Annotated in this window: 17 protein-coding genes and 1 other RNA gene; 6 read left to right on the forward strand and 12 right to left on the reverse strand. The window is 72.3% G+C overall.

Annotation, left to right across the window (positions count from 1 at the left end; all coding sequences use genetic code 11):
- Positions 1-597: AAA family ATPase (locus tag FHX74_RS16765; protein ID WP_182561372.1), on the forward strand; the 597-nt coding region annotated here is incomplete at its 5' end.
- 4 nt (positions 598-601) lie between these two features.
- Positions 602-1909, forward strand: coding sequence for a DUF58 domain-containing protein (locus FHX74_RS16770; protein ID WP_182561373.1), 1308 nt, complete (start codon positions 602-604; stop codon positions 1907-1909).
- 78 nt (positions 1910-1987) lie between these two features.
- On the opposite strand, the gene FHX74_RS16775 is transcribed toward FHX74_RS16770, so the two are convergent.
- From FHX74_RS16775 to FHX74_RS21180, 5 genes are all read right to left on the reverse strand, one after another.
- Positions 1988-2551: a YqgE/AlgH family protein gene (locus tag FHX74_RS16775; RefSeq protein ID WP_182561374.1), complete on the reverse strand. Its 564-nt coding sequence runs from the start codon at positions 2549-2551 to the stop codon at positions 1988-1990.
- The gene (locus FHX74_RS16780) at positions 2548-3000 is read right to left on the reverse strand and encodes a VanZ family protein (protein ID WP_235970894.1); all 453 of its coding nucleotides are present in this window, start codon (positions 2998-3000) and stop codon (positions 2548-2550) included. The genes FHX74_RS16775 and FHX74_RS16780 overlap by 4 nt, the downstream gene beginning before the upstream one ends.
- A 5-nt stretch (positions 3001-3005) precedes the next feature.
- Positions 3006-4427, reverse strand: a complete 1422-nt coding sequence (locus tag FHX74_RS16785; RefSeq protein ID WP_182561375.1) for an NAD-dependent malic enzyme — start codon at positions 4425-4427, stop codon at positions 3006-3008.
- 160 nt (positions 4428-4587) lie between these two features.
- Positions 4588-4764: a hypothetical protein gene (locus FHX74_RS16790; protein WP_182561376.1), complete on the reverse strand. Its 177-nt coding sequence runs from the start codon at positions 4762-4764 to the stop codon at positions 4588-4590.
- Positions 4765-4925: 161 nt separating this feature from the next.
- The gene (locus tag FHX74_RS21180) at positions 4926-5708 is read right to left on the reverse strand and encodes a GAF domain-containing protein (protein ID WP_182561377.1); all 783 of its coding nucleotides are present in this window, start codon (positions 5706-5708) and stop codon (positions 4926-4928) included.
- 180 nt (positions 5709-5888) lie between these two features.
- Between FHX74_RS21180 and FHX74_RS16800 the strand changes: the two genes are divergently transcribed.
- Genes FHX74_RS16800 through FHX74_RS16810 form a run of 3 tightly spaced genes read left to right on the forward strand, consistent with a single transcriptional unit; the run spans position 5889 to position 9264 of the window.
- Complete coding sequence (locus FHX74_RS16800) at positions 5889-7211, forward strand: SpoIID/LytB domain-containing protein (RefSeq protein WP_182561378.1); 1323 nt, start codon at positions 5889-5891, stop codon at positions 7209-7211.
- Between the two features lie 40 nt (positions 7212-7251).
- Positions 7252-8532 carry a glycoside hydrolase family 3 protein gene (locus FHX74_RS16805; protein ID WP_182561379.1) on the forward strand — a complete coding sequence of 427 codons (1281 nt, stop codon included), beginning with the start codon at positions 7252-7254 and terminating at the stop codon, positions 8530-8532.
- 48 nt (positions 8533-8580) lie between these two features.
- Positions 8581-9264, forward strand: a complete 684-nt coding sequence (locus FHX74_RS16810) for a GOLPH3/VPS74 family protein (protein ID WP_182561380.1) — start codon at positions 8581-8583, stop codon at positions 9262-9264.
- A 79-nt stretch (positions 9265-9343) separates the two neighbouring features.
- Here FHX74_RS16810 and ssrA read toward each other — a convergent pair.
- Both ssrA and FHX74_RS16820 read right to left on the reverse strand, forming a co-directional pair.
- Positions 9344-9712, reverse strand: a transfer-messenger RNA (tmRNA) gene (ssrA, locus tag FHX74_RS16815).
- 91 nt (positions 9713-9803) lie between these two features.
- Complete coding sequence (locus FHX74_RS16820; protein ID WP_182561381.1) at positions 9804-10475, reverse strand: DUF1707 and DUF4870 domain-containing protein; 672 nt, start codon at positions 10473-10475, stop codon at positions 9804-9806.
- A gap of 79 nt (positions 10476-10554) precedes the next feature.
- Between FHX74_RS16820 and FHX74_RS16825 the strand changes: the two genes are divergently transcribed.
- Positions 10555-10938, forward strand: coding sequence for an FKBP-type peptidyl-prolyl cis-trans isomerase (locus tag FHX74_RS16825; RefSeq protein WP_182561382.1), 384 nt, complete (start codon positions 10555-10557; stop codon positions 10936-10938).
- Positions 10939-10953: 15 nt separating this feature from the next.
- On the opposite strand, the gene FHX74_RS16830 is transcribed toward FHX74_RS16825, so the two are convergent.
- From FHX74_RS16830 to ftsE, 5 genes are all read right to left on the reverse strand, one after another.
- A complete protein-coding gene (locus tag FHX74_RS16830; RefSeq protein ID WP_182561383.1) occupies positions 10954-12873 on the reverse strand; it encodes a DUF2207 domain-containing protein in 1920 nt (639 codons plus the stop codon).
- Positions 12874-12953: 80 nt separating this feature from the next.
- Positions 12954-13481: an SsrA-binding protein SmpB gene (gene smpB / locus FHX74_RS16835; RefSeq protein ID WP_182561384.1), complete on the reverse strand. Its 528-nt coding sequence runs from the start codon at positions 13479-13481 to the stop codon at positions 12954-12956.
- Positions 13482-13550: 69 nt separating this feature from the next.
- Positions 13551-14837: a peptidoglycan DD-metalloendopeptidase family protein gene (locus tag FHX74_RS21185; protein WP_182561385.1), complete on the reverse strand. Its 1287-nt coding sequence runs from the start codon at positions 14835-14837 to the stop codon at positions 13551-13553.
- Positions 14838-15040: 203 nt separating this feature from the next.
- Entirely contained in the window at positions 15041-15949 is a 909-nt protein-coding gene (gene ftsX, locus FHX74_RS16845) for a permease-like cell division protein FtsX (protein WP_220484138.1), read from the reverse strand.
- A gap of 15 nt (positions 15950-15964) precedes the next feature.
- A complete protein-coding gene (ftsE, locus tag FHX74_RS16850; protein WP_182561386.1) occupies positions 15965-16654 on the reverse strand; it encodes a cell division ATP-binding protein FtsE in 690 nt (229 codons plus the stop codon).
- Positions 16655-16745 lie beyond the last annotated feature (91 nt).

Raw genomic sequence — 16745 nt, forward strand, 5'->3', positions numbered from 1 at the left:
CTGCTGGAGGCGATGGAGGAACGCCAGGTCAGCATCGACGGCACCCCGCGGCCGCTGCCCGACCCGTTCGTGGTGGCCGCCACCCAGAACCCGGTGGAGTACGAGGGCACCTACCCGCTGCCCGAGGCCCAGCTCGACCGGTTCCTGATGAAGGTGCGGATCGACCTGCCTCCGCGCGACGCCGAGATCGAGGTTCTCGACCGGCACGCCCGCGGGTTCGACCCGCGCAACCTGGCCGCGGCCGGGCTGACCGCGGTGGCCGGGCCCGACGACCTGGCCGCCGCGCGGCAGGCCGTCGGCGCGGTCGTCGTCCACCCCCAGGTGCTCGCCTACATCGTCGACGTGGTCCGGGCCACCCGGGACACCCCGACGCTCTCGCTCGGGGTCTCGCCGCGCGGGGCGACCGCGATCCTCAACGCCTCGCGCGCCTGGGCCTGGCTCTCCGGTCGGGACTACGTCACCCCCGACGACGTCAAGACGCTCGCCTTCCCCACGCTGCGGCACCGGATCCAGCTGCGTCCGGAGGCCGAGCTCGAGGGGGTGACCGCCGACGCGGTGATCGAGTCGGTGCTGGCCGCCGTGCCCGTGCCGCGGTGACGCCGTGGTACTGACCCGGCGGGCCGGGCTGGCCGGCGTCGCCGCGCTGGTGGCGGTGCTGCTCGCCGGTCTGGCCGGGCTGCCCGCGGGCTGGGTGGCGCTGGCGCTCACGGCGCTGCTGGTCGCGCTGGTCGCCGTCGACGTGGTGCTCGCCGGGTCGCCCCGGCGGGTCCGGGCCGTGCGCGGCGGCGAGACGTCGGTCCGGCTGGGCGAGCCGGCCCGGACCACGCTGCTGCTGACCAACACCGGCCGCCGTCCGGTTCGCGGATGGGTGCGCGACGCCTGGATCCCGTCGGCCGGGGCCGTCGACGGGGTCAAGCGGCTCGACCTGCCCGTCCGGCAGCGGCGGCTGCTGACCACCACCCTGCACCCGACCCGGCGTGGCGACCGGCACGCCGGACCGGTGGTCGTCCGCTGCCTCGGCCCGCTCCGCCTCGCCGGCCGGCAGGCGGCCCAGCCGGCACCGTGGACGGTGCGGGTGCTGCCGCCGTTCACCAGCCGCAAGCACCTGCCCGGCCGGTTGGCCCGGCTGCGCGAGCTCGACGGCCGTTCGGTGGTGCTCCAGCGGGGTCAGGGCACCGAGTTCGACAGCCTGCGCGAGTACGTCCCCGGCGACGACGTCCGGTCGATCGACTGGCGCGGCACCGCCCGCTCGGCCACCGTGGTGGTCCGCACCTGGCGACCCGAGCGCGACCGGCACGTACTGGTGGTGCTCGACTCGGGCCGGACCTCGGCGGGGCGGGTCGGTGACCAGCCGCGGCTCGACCACCTGATGGACGCCGCGCTGCTGCTGGCCGCGCTGGCGGCCCGGGCCGGCGACCGGGTCGACCTGCTCGTCGTCGACCGGACCGTCCGTGCGTCGGTGGCGAGGGTGTCCGCGGCCGACGTGCTGCCGGCGTTCGTCCAGGCGATGGCCGACGTCGAGCCGCTGCTGGCCGAGACCGACCACCGGCTGCTGGTCACCGAGGTACTGACCCGGACCAGCCAGCGGTCGCTGGTGGTGCTGCTGACCGGTCTGGACCGGGTCGCGCTGGCCGAGGGCCTGGTGCCGCAGCTCGGGCTGGTGCTCCGCAAACACACCGTGGTGGTCGGTGCGGTCTCCGACCCGGCGGTGGACGTGCTGGCCGCCGGCCGCGAGGACGCCGCCGCGGTGTACGCCGCGGCGGCCGCCGAGGTCGACCGGAGCGCCCGGGCCGAGACCGCGCGGACGCTGCGGCAGCGCGGCGTCCAGGTGGTCGAGGCGCCGCCGGACCGCATCGCCCCCGACCTGGCCGACCACTACCTCGCGCTCAAGAAGACCGGCCGGCTCTAGCGGCCGCGCTTCGACAGGCTCAGCGCGCGTTTCCTCCTGCGCCTTCGACAGGCTCAGCGCGCGTTTCCTCCCGCGCGCTCAGTTGAGCTCGGGGTCCTCGGTCCAGGTGGAGAACAGCGCCACCTCGTCCGGCTGGCGGCGCAGCGTGGTCCGCCACAGGTCGAGCGGGTGGTCGCTGAACACGTCGGAGTAGACCGACGGCACGACGTGCCACATCCCGCGGGTGATCTCGTCCTCGAGCTGGCCCGAGGACCAGCCGGCGTACCCGGCGAAGATCCGCAGGTCGCGGTAGGCGCCGGCGACGATCTCGATCGGGGTGTCGAGGTGCAGCAGCCCGATCGAGTCGAACATCGGCCGCCAGCCGGGCGGTTCCTCGGAGCGGTCGGCCACGCTGGCCAGGCAGATCGCGCCGTTGGGCGACACCGGGCCGCCGTGGAACAGGAACTTGGGTCCCGAGACCGCCGGCACCCAGTCGGGCAGCACCGACTCGAGCGGAGTCTGGCTGATCTCGTTGAGGATCACCCCCAGCGCACCGTCGCCGTCGGAGTCGAGGACGAGCACCACCGACTGGTTGAACACCCCGTCGTCGAGCAGCACGCTGGCCACCAGCAGGTCACCGGCCGCGGGCACCCTCTCCCTCATCCGGCGGCCACCCGTCGCTGGGCCCGTCGGCGTCGCGCCAGGGCGGCCCAGCCCGCGGCGGCGAGCAGCCCGAGCACGATCCCGCAGCCGTCGGCGACCGCGTCGCGCCAGTCACCGTCGCGGGTCGAGTAGAACGCGTACTGGAGCAGCTCGCTGACCACCGCGTGGACGGCGAACACCGCCGGGACCAGCCAGCGGGCCCGTGCCCCGAACCGGCCGCCGGTGGTCCGGGTGGCCAGCAGCAGCGCGGCGACCGGCGCGGCGAAGATCAGCAGGTGACCGAGCTTGTCGACGTCGGGGAACCAGCCCGGCGACGGCGGCGACGACGGCCGGTAGATCGCCCACAGCTGGACACCGACGGCGAGCCCGCCGAGCAGCCACCACAGCCGGTGGACGCCGGGGTCGGCGGACCCGGCCGGGCGGCCGGACCGCGTCGGGGTCGTCGTCACCGGCCTCAGAGCGCGACCTCGGTCTCGACCGGGAGCTCCTCCGGCCCGCCGGCGGCCAGCCGCACCGCGCGGGCCACCGTGGTGTGCACGTCGGGGTTGAACACGCTCGGGGTGATGTAGGCGGCGTTGAGCTCGTCGTCGGTGACCACCGAGGCCAGGGCCCGCGCCGCGGCGAGCAGCATCGGCGGGGTGATCTCGTTCGACCGGGCGTCGAGCAGGCCGCGGAAGACGCCCGGGAAGGCGAGCACGTTGTTGATCTGGTTGGGGAAGTCCGAGCGGCCGGTGGCCACCACCGCCGCATAGCGGGTGGCCTCGGCCGGGTCGATCTCCGGCTCGGGGTTGGCGAGGGCGAAGACGATGCTCTGCTCGGCCATCGCGGCGACGTCGTCGGCATCGATCACCCCAGGGGCGGAGACGCCGATGAACACGTCGGCGCCGCGGACCGCGTCCTTGAGCGAGCCGGTGACGCCGAGGGCGTTGGTGTGCTCGGCCAGCCAGGCCAGCTGGCCGGTGATGCCCTCGCGGTCGCGGTGCACGACGCCGGCGATGTCGGCGACCACGATGTCCCGGGCCCCGGCGTGCAGCAGCAGCTTGATGATCGCGGTGCCGGCCGCGCCGGCACCGGACATCACGATCCGGACGTCCTCGAGCCGCTTGCCGACCACCCGCAGGGCGTTGAGCAGCGCGGCGAGCACGACGATCGCGGTGCCGTGCTGGTCGTCGTGGAAGACCGGGATGTCGAGGCACTCGCGCAGCCGCGCCTCGACCTCGAAGCACCGCGGCGCCGAGATGTCCTCGAGGTTGATCCCCGCGAACCCGGGGGCGACCGCCTTGGCCACCGCGATGATCTCGTCGGTGTCCTGGGTGTCCAGGCACAGCGGCCAGGCGTCGATCCCGGCGAACCGCTTGAACAGCGCGGCCTTGCCCTCCATCACCGGCAGCGCCGCCTGCGGGCCGATGTTGCCCAGACCGAGCACCGCCGAGCCGTCGGTGATCACCGCGATGCTGTTGCGCTTGATGGTCAGCCGGCGGGCGTCCTCGGGGTTCTTGGCGATCGCCGTGCAGACCCGGGCGACCCCGGGGGTGTAGATCATCGACAGGTCATCGCGGTTGCGGATGGGGTGTTTGGTCTCCATCTGGATCTTCCCGCCGAGGTGCATCAGGAAGGTCCGGTCGCTGACCTTGCCGATGGTGACGCCCTCGACCGAGGCCATCACCTGCACCAGCTGGTCGGCGTGGGTGGTGTCGCGGGCCGCGCAGGTGACGTCGATCTGCAGCCGTTCGTGACCCGAGGCGGTGACGTCGAGGGCGGTGATCGCGCCGCCCGCCTGCTCGACCGCGGTGGTCAGCCTGCTGACCGAGGTGCCGCCGGCGGGAACCTCGAGCCGGACGGTGATCGAATAGGAGACGGACGGGACGGCACTCACGTCCGCGATCTTCTCACGCACCGCGACGGCCGACGACCGGCTGACGATCCGCCGCGCAGGCTGCTGTGCTTGGTGTGTCAGCAGCCCTTCGACAGGCTCAGGGCACCATGGGGAGCGTCGGGCTCAGAGCACCCTGGGTGGGTGTGGCGCAGGCGCCGGTTCAGCGGCGGCGACGGCTGCGCTTGTCGCCGGTCTTCGGCGACGTCCTGCCCTGCGCCTCGCGCGCCATCTCGGCGCGGACCTGGCTCTTCGCCCGGGCGCGGGCCTCGGCGAAGTAACCGACCGGGTCGGTGATGATGCGGCGGACCCGGTCGTCGTTGCTGACGATCGTGCTCACGGCACGTCCTCCCTCCACCGGCAGCGTGTGGTCCGGTCCCGTCGCGGGGCCGGCGACCGGCCCCCGGGATGTCCCGGCGGGTGTCCGCGACACCCTAGCCGTGACCACCGACAGTCGGTCTGGCGCCCATTCTAGCCCGGCGGCGACCCGCTCGGCGGGAGTCACCGGCGGTCGCGTTCGGCCAGTGCGGCGGCCAGCAGCTTGGCCAGCAGGGTCATGGTGAGCAGGTCGTCCTCGGTCAGCTCGCCGACCTCGAGCGCGTCGAGGGTGAGCATCCCGTAGGGCACGCCGTTGGTGAACACCGAGACCGAGATGAACGTCCGGTAGTCGCGGTCCCGCTCCGCGTCCCACCCGGGCGGGGCCTCGGTGTCGATGTCCCGGCAGATCAGCGACCGGTTCTCGTGGACCATGGCCAGGGTGGCGTCGCCGGCCACCGTGCCGGCCACGAAGGTGGTCTGCGCCGAACCGGTGCGGCCGAGCGAACGCACCGGGACCAACGTCTCGGGCGGCCCGGGCAGCAGCTCGAACCAGCTGGCCCGCGACCGGTCCGGGCCGATGTAGTTGGCCGCCGCACTGAGGATCACCTGGATCGCCTCGGCGCACAGGCTGCGCCGTCCGACCGCATCGGCCCCGGCCAGCTCGCCGAGCAGGTTGGCCATCGGGTCGAGCAGGTCGGCCAGCGCCACCCGGGTCTCGACCCGGGCCTCGAGCTCGGCCTCCTCGGCCGAGGCCTGCAGCCGCCGCGCCCGCCGGGTCTCGATCTTGCCCACCACGAAGATCAGCACCGCCGAGGCGACCTGGAACCAGAACCAGAGGTTGCCCGGCCGCCACTGGCCCGAGGCGATCGCCCCGGCCACCGGGTTGAAGGCGACGAGCAGCACGCCGACCACGAGCAGCGAGACGCTGCTGCCCGTCGTCTGCTGCCGCTCGGTCACCGGGTCCACGTCGCTCAGTATCGACCGACGCACTGACACCGCCGGTCCCGACAGGCTCGGCACCGGCGACCCGGTCCCGAAACCGAGAACTCGCCAAGAGCGTCCCGTGATTCACACTGACCTCTTGCGTGTCGCCTTGACATCGGTGACTGTAGGCCGGTCGCACCCCTTCCCCCCGATCGGACGGCCATGGCCCCCCACCTGACCGCCGCCCGGACCGAGGCTCCCCGCACCGCGCTCCGCCGCGGTCGACGGGTCCTGCCCGGACCGGCCGCGCTCCTGCTCACCACCGTGCTCGCCACCAGCCTGGCCGGCGCCGCCGCCTCGACGCTCCCCGCCGCGGCCGACACCAAGGCGCCGTCCGGCACCGGCACGTCGGCGAAGAAGGCCGCCACCCCGACCGCGTTCACGCTCCGGGGCCAGGGCTTCGGCCACGGGCACGGGATGTCGCAGTGGGGTGCCTACGGCGCCGCGACCCAGGGGCTCACCGCCGACCAGATCCTGGCGTTCTACTACCCCGGCACCACGCCCGCGCTGCAGAAGAAGAACGCCTCGATCCGGGTCTGGATCACCGCCGACGACGACAACGTGCTCCGGTTGGTCCCCACTCCGGGGCTGACCGTCCGCGACGCCAGCGGGCACAGCTACCTGCTCCCGGCCGGCGCCGGCTACCGCTCCTGGCGGATCAGCCGGTCCGGGGCCGGCTACAAGCTGACCTACCTCAACCCGGCCGGCGCCTGGAAGACCCAGGGCGGCACCGGCCTGACCACCACCACCTGGACCGCCAGGAACGACGCCGGAATCGTCAAGACGATCCTCCCCGGTGGCATCACCGCCGAGTACCGGGGCACGCTCTCGCTGGTCAAGCGCGGGACCGGCGGCCGGACGGTCAACACGGTCTCGATGGAGAACTACGTCCGCGGCGTGGTCGGCTCGGAGATGCCGACCTCCTGGCCGATCGAGGCGGTCAAGGCGCAGGCGGTCGCGGCCCGGACCTTCGCGGCCAAGAGCGCCACCTACGTGGCCAGGAGCAGCAGCTACGACGTTTGCGACACCACCTGGTGCCAGGTCTACGAGCCCTACGCCGAGAGCCGGCGCGGGCAGCGCTGGGTCAACGAGACCGCGCGGGGCAACCTGGCGGTGTCCGGGACCGCCCGCGAGGTGCTCACCTACGACGGGTCGTTGGCGCTGACCCAGTTCTCGGCCTCCAACGGCGGCTGGACCACGGCGGGCAACCTTCCCTACCTGGTCGCCAAGGCCGATCCCTACGACCAGCTGATCATCCGCAACGCCTGGTCGCGGACGGTCAGCGCCGCCACCCTGCAGCGGCTCTGGCCGTCGGCGGGCACGGTGACCGGGCTCAAGGTGGTCAAGCGCGACGGCCACGGGCGCTGGGGCGGCCGTCCGACCCGGATCCAGATCATCGGCAGCAAGCGCACGGTTACGGTGTCGGGGTCGAGCTTCGCGGCCACCTTCGGTTTCCGCTCGACGCTGTTCACCGTCACTTCCTGACCGGGGGGTGACCACCCCCAGGAGAGGCCGGGCGTCGAGGATGCAGCGCAGCACCAGCCGTAGCCAGCAGGTCAGCAGCACGGGTCGGACCCCCGGGACCGACCGGACGTCGAGCACCGACCGGGCGTCCGGGACCACCCGCGAGAGCCGGCGGCGGGTCACCCGCGCCGCCTCGCTGGCCGCGGCCGTCCTCGGGCTGCCGGGGCTGCTGGCCCTGCCGGCCGCCGCGGACGGGCGAGCCGCCACGGTCCCGGCCGCGAGCGCGCTGCCGAGCTGTGCGGTGCTGGCGACCCGGCTGAGCCTGCCCGAGCGGATCGGCCAGATGATCATGGTCGCGCAGGACTCGCAGCGGTTCAGCCCGGCCGGGCAGCGGGCGATCCGGCGGGACCACATCGGCTCGGTGGTGCTGCTCGGCAACAGCAGCGCCGGGGTCGCCGTCACCCGCAAGCTGACCAACCGGCTCCGCGGCACGTCGCACCCGGCGCACGTCTCGATCCTGCTGGCCACCGACCAGGAGGGCGGGCTGGTCCAGCGGCTCCGCGGGCCCGGCTTCAGCCGGATCCCGAGCGCGGTGCTGCAGGCCCGGCAGTCCGACGCGACGCTGCGGACGAACGCCGCCCGGTGGGGCCGTCAGCTGGCCGCCGCCGGGATCGACGTCGACTTGGCGCCGGTCGCCGACGTCGTCCCCAAGGCCGACCGGACCACCAACGCCCCGATCGGCCGGCTCGACCGGTGGTACGCCTCCACCCCGCTGACCACCTCGCACAAGAACGCCGCGTTCATCGCCGGGATGCACACCGGGAAGGTGGCGGCGACCGCCAAGCACTTCCCCGGGCTCGGCCGGGTGACCGGTAACACCGACACCGCCACCCGGGTGGTCGACACCGTGACCACCCGGCACGACCGCAACCTCGGCAGCTTCCGCAATGACGTCCGCGCCGGGGTGGACCTGGTGATGATGTCCTCGGCGACCTACCAGAAGATCGACCGGCACCACCCCGCGGTGTTCTCCCGGACGGTGGTGATCGACATGCTCCGCACCGATCTGGACTTCCACGGCGTGGTGATCTCCGACGACCTGTTCGGGCGGGTGCTGAGCGGGACGCCGGTCCGGCAGCGCGGCGTGCGGTTCGTGGTGGCCGGTGGTGACCTGGCCCTGGTCGGCGACCCGAGCCAGGTGGACGCCGTCTACGGCGGGCTGCGCGACCGGGCCCGGACCGACGCCTGGTTCCGGCGCCGGATCGACCAGAGCGTGACCCGGATCCTGTCGCTCAAGGCGACCTACGGCCTGGCCGACTGCACCCCGGTCAAGCAGGGCTGAGACGGCTCGCGAGGGGGCACAATCCGGCCGCTCTGGCACCCTAGGGTGATGGAACCCCTGATCGCCGAGGACCTGCTGCTGCTCCTGCTCGACGACGAGAGCGGGAAGCTGCAGCCCAACGTCTACCTCGACTTGGCGGTGGGCAGCGCGCTGCTGGTGCAGCTGGCGCTGGACGCCTACGTGCGTCCCGACGGCCAGGAGCGCCGCTGGACCGCACCCCGGATCGAGGCCAGCAGCACCACGCCGGACGACCCGGTGCTGGCCGAGGCGCTCGCCGTGGTCGCCGAGAAGCCGCGGACCGGCCAGGACCTGATCGGACGGCTGGGCAAGAAGCGTCGCGACGTGCTGCTCGACCGGCTGGTGCAGGCCGGGGTGCTGGAGCGTCGCGAGGACAAGCTGCTCGGGCTCTTCCCGCGGGACCGCTGGCCCACCCGGGACGCCTCCCGGGAGACCGCGCTGCGCGGCCGGCTGGCCGACGCGCTGCTGCGCGGCGGCACCCCCGACGACCGGACGGCGGCCCTGATCGGGCTGCTGTCGGCGCTCGACCTGGCGCACAAGGTGGTCGACCGCCAGGGCGTCCCGGCCGGCGACGTGAAGCGCCGGGCCCGGGAGCTGGCCGAGAAGTACTGGGCGGCCGGCGCGCTCCGCGACGCCATCCAGGCCGCGCAGTCGGCGGTGATCGCCGCCTCGGTCGTCGCGACCACGGCGGCCACCACGACGGCGACCAGCTGAGACGCGGGCCGGCGAAAGAGCCGCGAAACGCCGAACGGCCACGGACGATGATCGTCCGCGGCCGTTCGGCGTACAGGTCTCGTGGAGGTGGCGGGAATCGAACCCGCGTCCTCGAGCGACGAACCAGGTCTTCTCCGGGCGCAGTCAGCTCAGCGTTCTACTCGGCCCCTGCACTCATGCTGACAAGTTGCAGACAAGCCCAGCCACTCAAGGTGTCCTCGTCAGGCTCAGTGGCCGCTCCTGACGAGTGAGTCTCCTAGTCGAGGCCAGGGTCCGGGTCGGAGACGCACCCGGTCTGACCCTTCGGTCACTGCTCAGGCAGCGAGAGCGAAGTCAGTGCGCTTAGAGTTGGCACTTGTTGGTTTCCAAGGGACATTAACGAGTTGACCTTGGATTCTCGGCCCGCTTCTCCTGGAACTATCGTCCCAAGTCGAAACCGATCACCCCCTGTTGAGTTGTGCACCGAGGCAACGCCGGGCTCGCACCCGTTGTTCCCGCGGCCTCCCATGCTAGCGCCTCCCCCGTCCGGCGCCAGGCGATTACCGCTCCGGCAGCACGTCGAGCTTGATCACCGACTTCACCGGGTTCTTCCAGTCCGCGCCCTGCGCGGCCTTGGCGCCGCCGACGATGGTCAGCACGAACCAGCCGACCCACATCAGCGGGACCAGGAAGTCGAGGATGTCCCACGGTGCGACCGAGGACAGGATCGCGGCCAGGATGCCGGCCACCCCGGCGATCAGCTGGAAGTTGAACGCCTTGGCCGCCTCGCGTCGGGTGCGGGTGCCGGGGCCGGACAGTGCGTAGACCAGACCGGGGCCGAGGATCCAGGTGAACAGCCCGAGGAAGTGCGCGATCGCCCCGGGGCCGGTGCTCTGGTCGGCCGGGGCCGGGACGTAGGACTGCTGGTAGACGCCCATCGGGCGCTGCGGCGGGGCGGCGGCGCTCCAGCTAGACCCGAAGGTCTGGGCGCCGGACGTCTGCGGCGGCGGCACCAGCCCGTAGAAGGCCTCGTTGAGCTCGCGGCGGGTGCCGGCCGAGAGGACCCGGCCGATCCGCGAGTCGAACTCGGCCTCGCTCAGCCGGCCGTCGGCGTAGGCCTCCTGCAGCCACTGCTCGGCGCGCTCGCGTTGTTCGGGGGTCACCGGCATCCGCAGACTCGGATGCTCGAACGAGGTGTTCATGACCACCACGATCCGCCCGGCGAGCGCCACGGACCATCGGGAGCGACCCCCGACCGACCCCGAACCGCCCCTGCGTCCCGCTCGGCACCGATGCCCTAGGGTCGAGATCATGTCGAGCCCCAGTCCCGAGAAGCCCGAGGTCGATTTCCCCGGCGGTGAGCCGCCGAGCGAGCTGCAGATCACCGACGTCACCGTCGGCGACGGCGCGGAGGCGACCCCCGGCAGCCAGGTGTCGGTCCACTACGTGGGCGTCGCCTACAGCACCGGTGAGGAGTTCGACGCCTCCTACAACCGCGGCGCCCCGCTCGACTTCCCGCTGGGCGCGGGCCGGGTCATCCAGGGCTGGGACCAGGGCGTGGCCGGGATGAAGGTCGGCGGTCGCCGCCAGCTGGTCATCCCGCCGCACCTGGCCTACGGCGACCGCGGCGCTGGCGGCGTGATCAAGCCGGGCGAGACGCTGATCTTCGTGGTGGACCTGCTCGGCGTCCGCTGAGCCGCCGGGCGGCGGTCACCAACCGCCGCCCCCGCCACCACCGCCGCCGCCGCCGGAGAAGCCGCCGCCGCCGCTGAACGAGCTGCCGCCGCTGCCGAACCCGGTGCCGCCCCCGCTGCCGCTGGACACCGGCGGCGCCACGGCGGTGTCGAGGTTCGAGGCGATCAGCCCGACGTTGAAGGCGTTGAAGTTGAACCCGGTCCCCCCGTACCAGTACGGCGTGCGGTCCGGGATCCGTCCGAGGTCGACCAGCCGCTGGCAGATCGAGGCCCAGCGCTCGGCCAGGTTGAAGGCGATCGCCCAGGGCAGGTACTTGCTGAAGATGTCCTCGCCCTCCTCGAACCGGAGCTGCTCGGCCTCGGCGGTGGCCAGGTACTTCTTGAACCCCTCGACCTGGTCGCAGACCGCCCGGCCGTCGGGGGTGCGCTGGCCGCGCCGGAGCTTGTTCCGCACCACCGCGATGGTGATGATGATCGGCGCGGCGAACACCAGCAGCACGACCGCCCACTTGGCGATCTGGAAGAGGAAGACCCCGATCATCGCCAGGGCGAACACGCCGATACTGCCCTTCGCCTTGGCCGGCGGCAGCTCGCGGAACCAGCCGCGCTGCTGAACCTCGGCCCGCACCTGGGTGACCATCTGGTCGTGGGCGCTCCGGATCGCCGCCCGCTTGTCGAGCCGGACGGCGGTGACGTCGGAGTGCGGCGGGAAGATCCCGTTGAGCAGCACCGCCTCGTGCGGCGCGTTCACCCGTCGCCGGTCGAGCAGCTGGACGCCGTGCTCGTCACCGCCGAGGTCGTCGATCCGGATCGCCCCGTTGACCGCGAGCGAGATCAGCGTGGCCGCGGTCTCGCGGGTGTCGACCTGTCCGTCGACCAGCACGCCGGCCTCGGCGACGGTGATCGGCGGCGGGCTGAAGGCGACCGGGATCTCGATGTCGTGCGGGCTGAACCCGACCCGGCCGCCGGGCGCGAACGTCCCGGGCGGGACGTCGAGATAGCGCAGGTCGCGGCCGCGCTTGCGCCAGTAGAGCAGCCCGAGCAGCGGCGAGCCGACCACGGTGAGCACCCCGACCCCGACCGCCGCGCCGATCCCCGCCTTCTCCCCCGTGGTCAGCTTCGAGGCGTCCGGCTCGAGGTGCGGCTTGTTGTCGGCGATCAGCCCGGGCTTGATCTTGACGCCGATGGTCACCCCGTCGCCGGGCCGGATCGCGCCCTGGCTGAAGCTCGCCGGGTTGGACTCCGGGAGACTGCTGATCCCGCTGTCGCACCGGGTGGTCGAGCGCGGCGGGCCGGCGTAGCACTCGGTGGCCTGCGGGCCGCCCGGCACCGAGGCGGTGATCGACAGCGACTGGATCTGTTCCTGCCAGTTGAAGCCGGTGGCGTCCCAGTAGAGCTCGTCGTAGCTGCCCGAGGTCCGCATCGCCCCGGTCACCTCGTAGGTCAGGACGTAGGTCGCGGTGTCGCTGGCCACCGTCTCGTCCGAGCTGCCGATCCGGTAGGTGGTCGTCACGTCGCGACCGCCGTTCTCCTCGTCGGTGCTCTCGCTGACGTTCGTGTTGACGTTCGGGTCCGGGCTCGAGGCCGTGAACCGGTTGATCGTGTAGACGATGTCCTGGTCCTGGTTCGCCCCGGTGTCGGGTTCGCGGGTGACCAGGGTCCGCTCGATGCCGTGCCGGCCGGAGCTGCTGCCGAACCGGTAGACGATCGTCTCCTTGACGTCGAGGACGCCGGAGGACTGCACCGTGTAGTCGATCCGGTAGGAGTCGATCAGCGCGTCGGCGGCGTGCGCACGGCCGGTGCCGGCCACGGCCAGACTCAGCACCACGCTGGCCGCCAGTCCGAAGGCCATCAGCACCCGGACGACCCGCCCGGCGGCACTCCGCCACGGCGGGCCCGCGGGCCGGGTCGGGATCGGTCGGTCGGGTTCGCTCATCGGCTCGGGCCTCGTCTCGGTCGGTCCGGGTGGTGGCTCTCGGTGCTGGCTTCTCGCTGCTCGACCTGGGGTGCCGGCGGTCAGCGTTCGCCGCGGTTGCGGGCGGCCAGCGCCCGCTCGGCCTCGCGCCGGGCGTCGCGGCTGGCGATCGACTGGCGCTTGTCGTACTCCCGCTTGCCGGTGCCGACGCCGAGCTCGACCTTGGCGTAGCCGTCGACGAAGTAGAGCGAGAGCGGGACCAGTGTGGTCCCGGTGGAGGTCAGCTCGCGCTCCAGCCGGGCGATCTCGCGCCGGTTGAGCAGCAGCTTCCGGGTCCGCCGGGCGGTGTGGTTGGTCCAGGTGCCGTGGCTGTACTCGGGGATGTGTGCCTGGCGCAGCCAGACCTCCCCGTCGTCGACGGTGGCGAACGCGTCGGCCAGCGAGGCCCGTCCCTCCCGGAGCGACTTCACCTCGGTGCCGGTCAGCACAATCCCCGCCTCGTAGACGTCGCCGATGGCGTAGTCGTGCCGGGCCCGGCGGTTCTGCGCCACGGTGGTCCGCACCCCCTTCTCCGGCTTGGTCTTCGGCTTCTGCTTGCCGTTCTGGATCACGTACCCGGCCTTGCTCATGCCGACCATCATCGCGGACGGGGCAACCCGATTGGCCCGGCGGACCCCGGACAGCTGGTCGACAGCAGCTCAGTACCAGCTCATCGGGTTCACCATCGACCCGTCCAGCCACACCATCAGGTGCAGGTGGCAGCCGGTGGAGAAGCCCGTCTGACCGACGTAGCCGATCAGCTGGCCCTGCCGGACGCGCTGGCCGACGCCGACCACGTAGCGGATCGCGTGGTTGTAGCCGGTGGTGACGTAGCGGCCGTCCACCCGGCCGTGGTCGATCATCAGCCGGTTGCCGTAGCCGACGTTGAAGTAGCGCTCCACCACCCGTCCGGAGTAGGCGGCGCGGATCGGCGCGCCGCAGCCGGCGCCGAAGTCGGTGCCGTCGTGCAGCTTCCAGACGTGCAGCACCGGGTGGAACCGCATCCCGTACCCGGAGGTGATCGGGCCGGCCACCGGGTAGACGAAGCCGTGGTGGCTGCTGGCGTCCGCAGCCGGCGGTGCCGCTGCCGCGGAGGAGGCCCGCGCCGCCTTCTCGCGGGCGATCCGGGCGGCGATCCGCCGGGCCACCGACGCGTTCTCGGCCTGCAGGGCGGCGTAGTCGCGCTTGTCCTGGGCCACCGCCCGGCCGGCGGCGTCGGCGGCGCGCTGCCGGCTGCCGACCAGCGCGGCGACCGACGCGGCCTGCTCGGCGGCCCGCCGTTCGAGGTCCTGGCTGGTGCGCAACGCGCGCGCCGCGGCCGCCCGGTCGGCGGCCACCCGGCGTTCGAGCTCGGCCTGGGCGGCCTGGTCGGTCTCCAGCCGGTGCTGCAGGACGGTCAGCCGGTCGAACTCGACCTGCGAAGCGTCGAGCAGGGTGGCCGACATCTGCACCCGGGACTGGAACTCGGCCAGCGAGCTGCTCTGCACCAGCAGCGCGTACGGCATCAGGGTGGTCTGCTTCTGGTACTGCTCGCTGACCGCCTGCGCGGTGAGCCGGCGCTGGGCGTCGAGGTCGGCGGTTCCCTGCTCGACCTTCGCCCGGGCGGCGGCCAGGGCCCGCTGCTGCGTCGCCAGCTTCGCGGCGGCCGTGCGGTCGGCCTGCCGGGCCGCGGTCAGTTTGGTGCGCGTGCCCGCCAGCATGCTCCGCGCCTGACGGAGCGTGGCCTCCGCGTTGCGGAGCGCGGCGACCGCGCGGACGAGCTGCTGGCTCGACCCGTCGAGGTCGTCCTTCTGGGCGCTCAGCTGGCGGTCGAGCCGCTTCTTCTGGTCGTCGAGGCTGTCGGCGTGCGCGGGCGTCAGCAGGGCGACGGCCGGGACGACCGCGAGCGCGAGCGCCAGCCCGGTGCCGAGCAGCAGCCGCCACCCGCCCGCGAGCGCACGCCCCACCGGGCCCGTCCGTGTCGTCGGCACGGGTCGGCGCCGGACGAACGCCTCCCCGCTGCTGTCCGGAACGCCATCGGCGTAGGGAAGATCCGGAACCACAGCTGTCCCCTCGTTCGGTCGACCGGAACGGGACACCCCCGGTGCCCGCGTCGGCCGAATCGTTCAGGTGCTGTCCACCTGCTCCACACACATCGCCCGGGCGCCTCTCACACCCGGAGGTACTTCCTGGTCGTGATCAAGGTCGGCACGACCGCCAGCAACAGACCGACGAGCGCGACGAAGGCCATCGACAGCCCGGCCTGGTTCCAGCCGATCCAGCCGATCGACTGGATCGACACCCGGGCCTTGCGGATGACGATGAAGTAGACGCCGGCCGCGAGCGTCCCGCAGGCCAGACCGATGCCCACCAGCGAGGCGATCACCGACTCGAGCAGGAAGGGCAGCGTGATGTAGAAGTTGCTCGCCCCGACCAGCCGCATGATGCCGATCTCGCGTCTTCGGGCGAACGCGGCGAGCCGGATGGTGTTGCCGATCTGCAGCGCGGCAGCGGCCAGCAGCAGCACCGAGGCGATGATCGTCCCGCGTTGCAACAGGTTCACCCAGCTGAAGAACGGATCGAGGAACTTCCGCAGGTCCTGGACGGTCTGCACCCCCGGCAGCCCGCCGACCGCGCTCACCACCCCCTCGTACTGCTCGGGGTTCTTGAGCTTGACCCGGTAGGACTCCTGCATCTGGTCCTCGGTCAACGAGCCCTGCAGCGGGTTGCCCTCGTAGGCCTTCTGGAACTCGGCGAACGCCTCGGCCTTGCTCTCGTAGATGACCGTCGCGACCTCGGGGTTCGACTGCAGGGCCTGCAGGATCGTCGCCTTCTGCGCGGTGGTCACGTCCTGACCCGGGTCGCAGTTGTCGCCCTGCGTCACCTTGGAGCACAGGAAGACGGTGATCTCGATCTTGTCGTACCACTTGCCCTTGACCAGGTTGACCTCTTGCTGGGCGAGGATGCCGGTGCCGAACAGCGACAGCGACACCCACATGGTCATGATCACCGCGAGGGTCATGGTGAGGTTGCGGCGCAGACCAGCACCGGCCTCGGCGAAGATGTGACGGAGACGCATCGTTCCTGATCTTCCTTACGTCTGGTAGCCGTAGACGCCGCGGCTCTGGTCCCGCACCACCTCGCCGTCGTCGAGCTCGATCACGCGCTTGCGCATCTGGTCGACGATGGTGGAGTCGTGGGTGGCCATCAGCACCGTGGTGTCGGCACGGTTGATCCGGTCGAGCAGCTTCATGATCCCCACGCTGGTGGCCGGATCGAGGTTGCCGGTCGGCTCGTCGGCGATCAGGATCATCGGCCGGTTGACGAACGCGCGGGCGATCGCCACCCGCTGCTGCTCGCCGCCGGAGAGCTCGTCGGGACGCCGGTCGCCCTTGCCGTCGAGCCCGACCAGGTCGAGCACCTCGGGCACCACGCGCTTGATCGTCGCGTTCGACTTGCCGATCACCTGCAGCGCGAAGGCGACGTTCTCGTGGACGGTCTTGTTGGGCAGCAGCCGGAAGTCCTGGAAGACGGTGCCGATCTGGCGGCGCATCGCCGGCACCTTCCAGCTGTGCAGCTTGGACAGGTCGCGACCGGCGACGAACACCCGTCCGCGGGTGCTGCGGAGCTCGCGCAGGATCAGCCGCAGGAACGTCGACTTGCCGGAACCGGAGGCGCCGACCAGGAAGACGAACTCGCCCTTGTCGATCTCGACGTCGACGTTCGACAGCGCGGCGCGGCGCTGGCCGTCGTAGACCTTGGAGACGTTCTCGAATCTGATCACAGCTGCTCTGCCGGCCGGGGTCGGGGACGGGGACGACGCGCGGTTTCCGCGCCGGGTGACGGCCGCTCCGAGTGTAGGTGAGGGAATCTCA

It is taken from the genome of Microlunatus kandeliicorticis (assembly GCF_014137855.1).
GTDB lineage: Bacteria > Actinomycetota > Actinomycetes > Propionibacteriales > Propionibacteriaceae > Microlunatus > Microlunatus kandeliicorticis.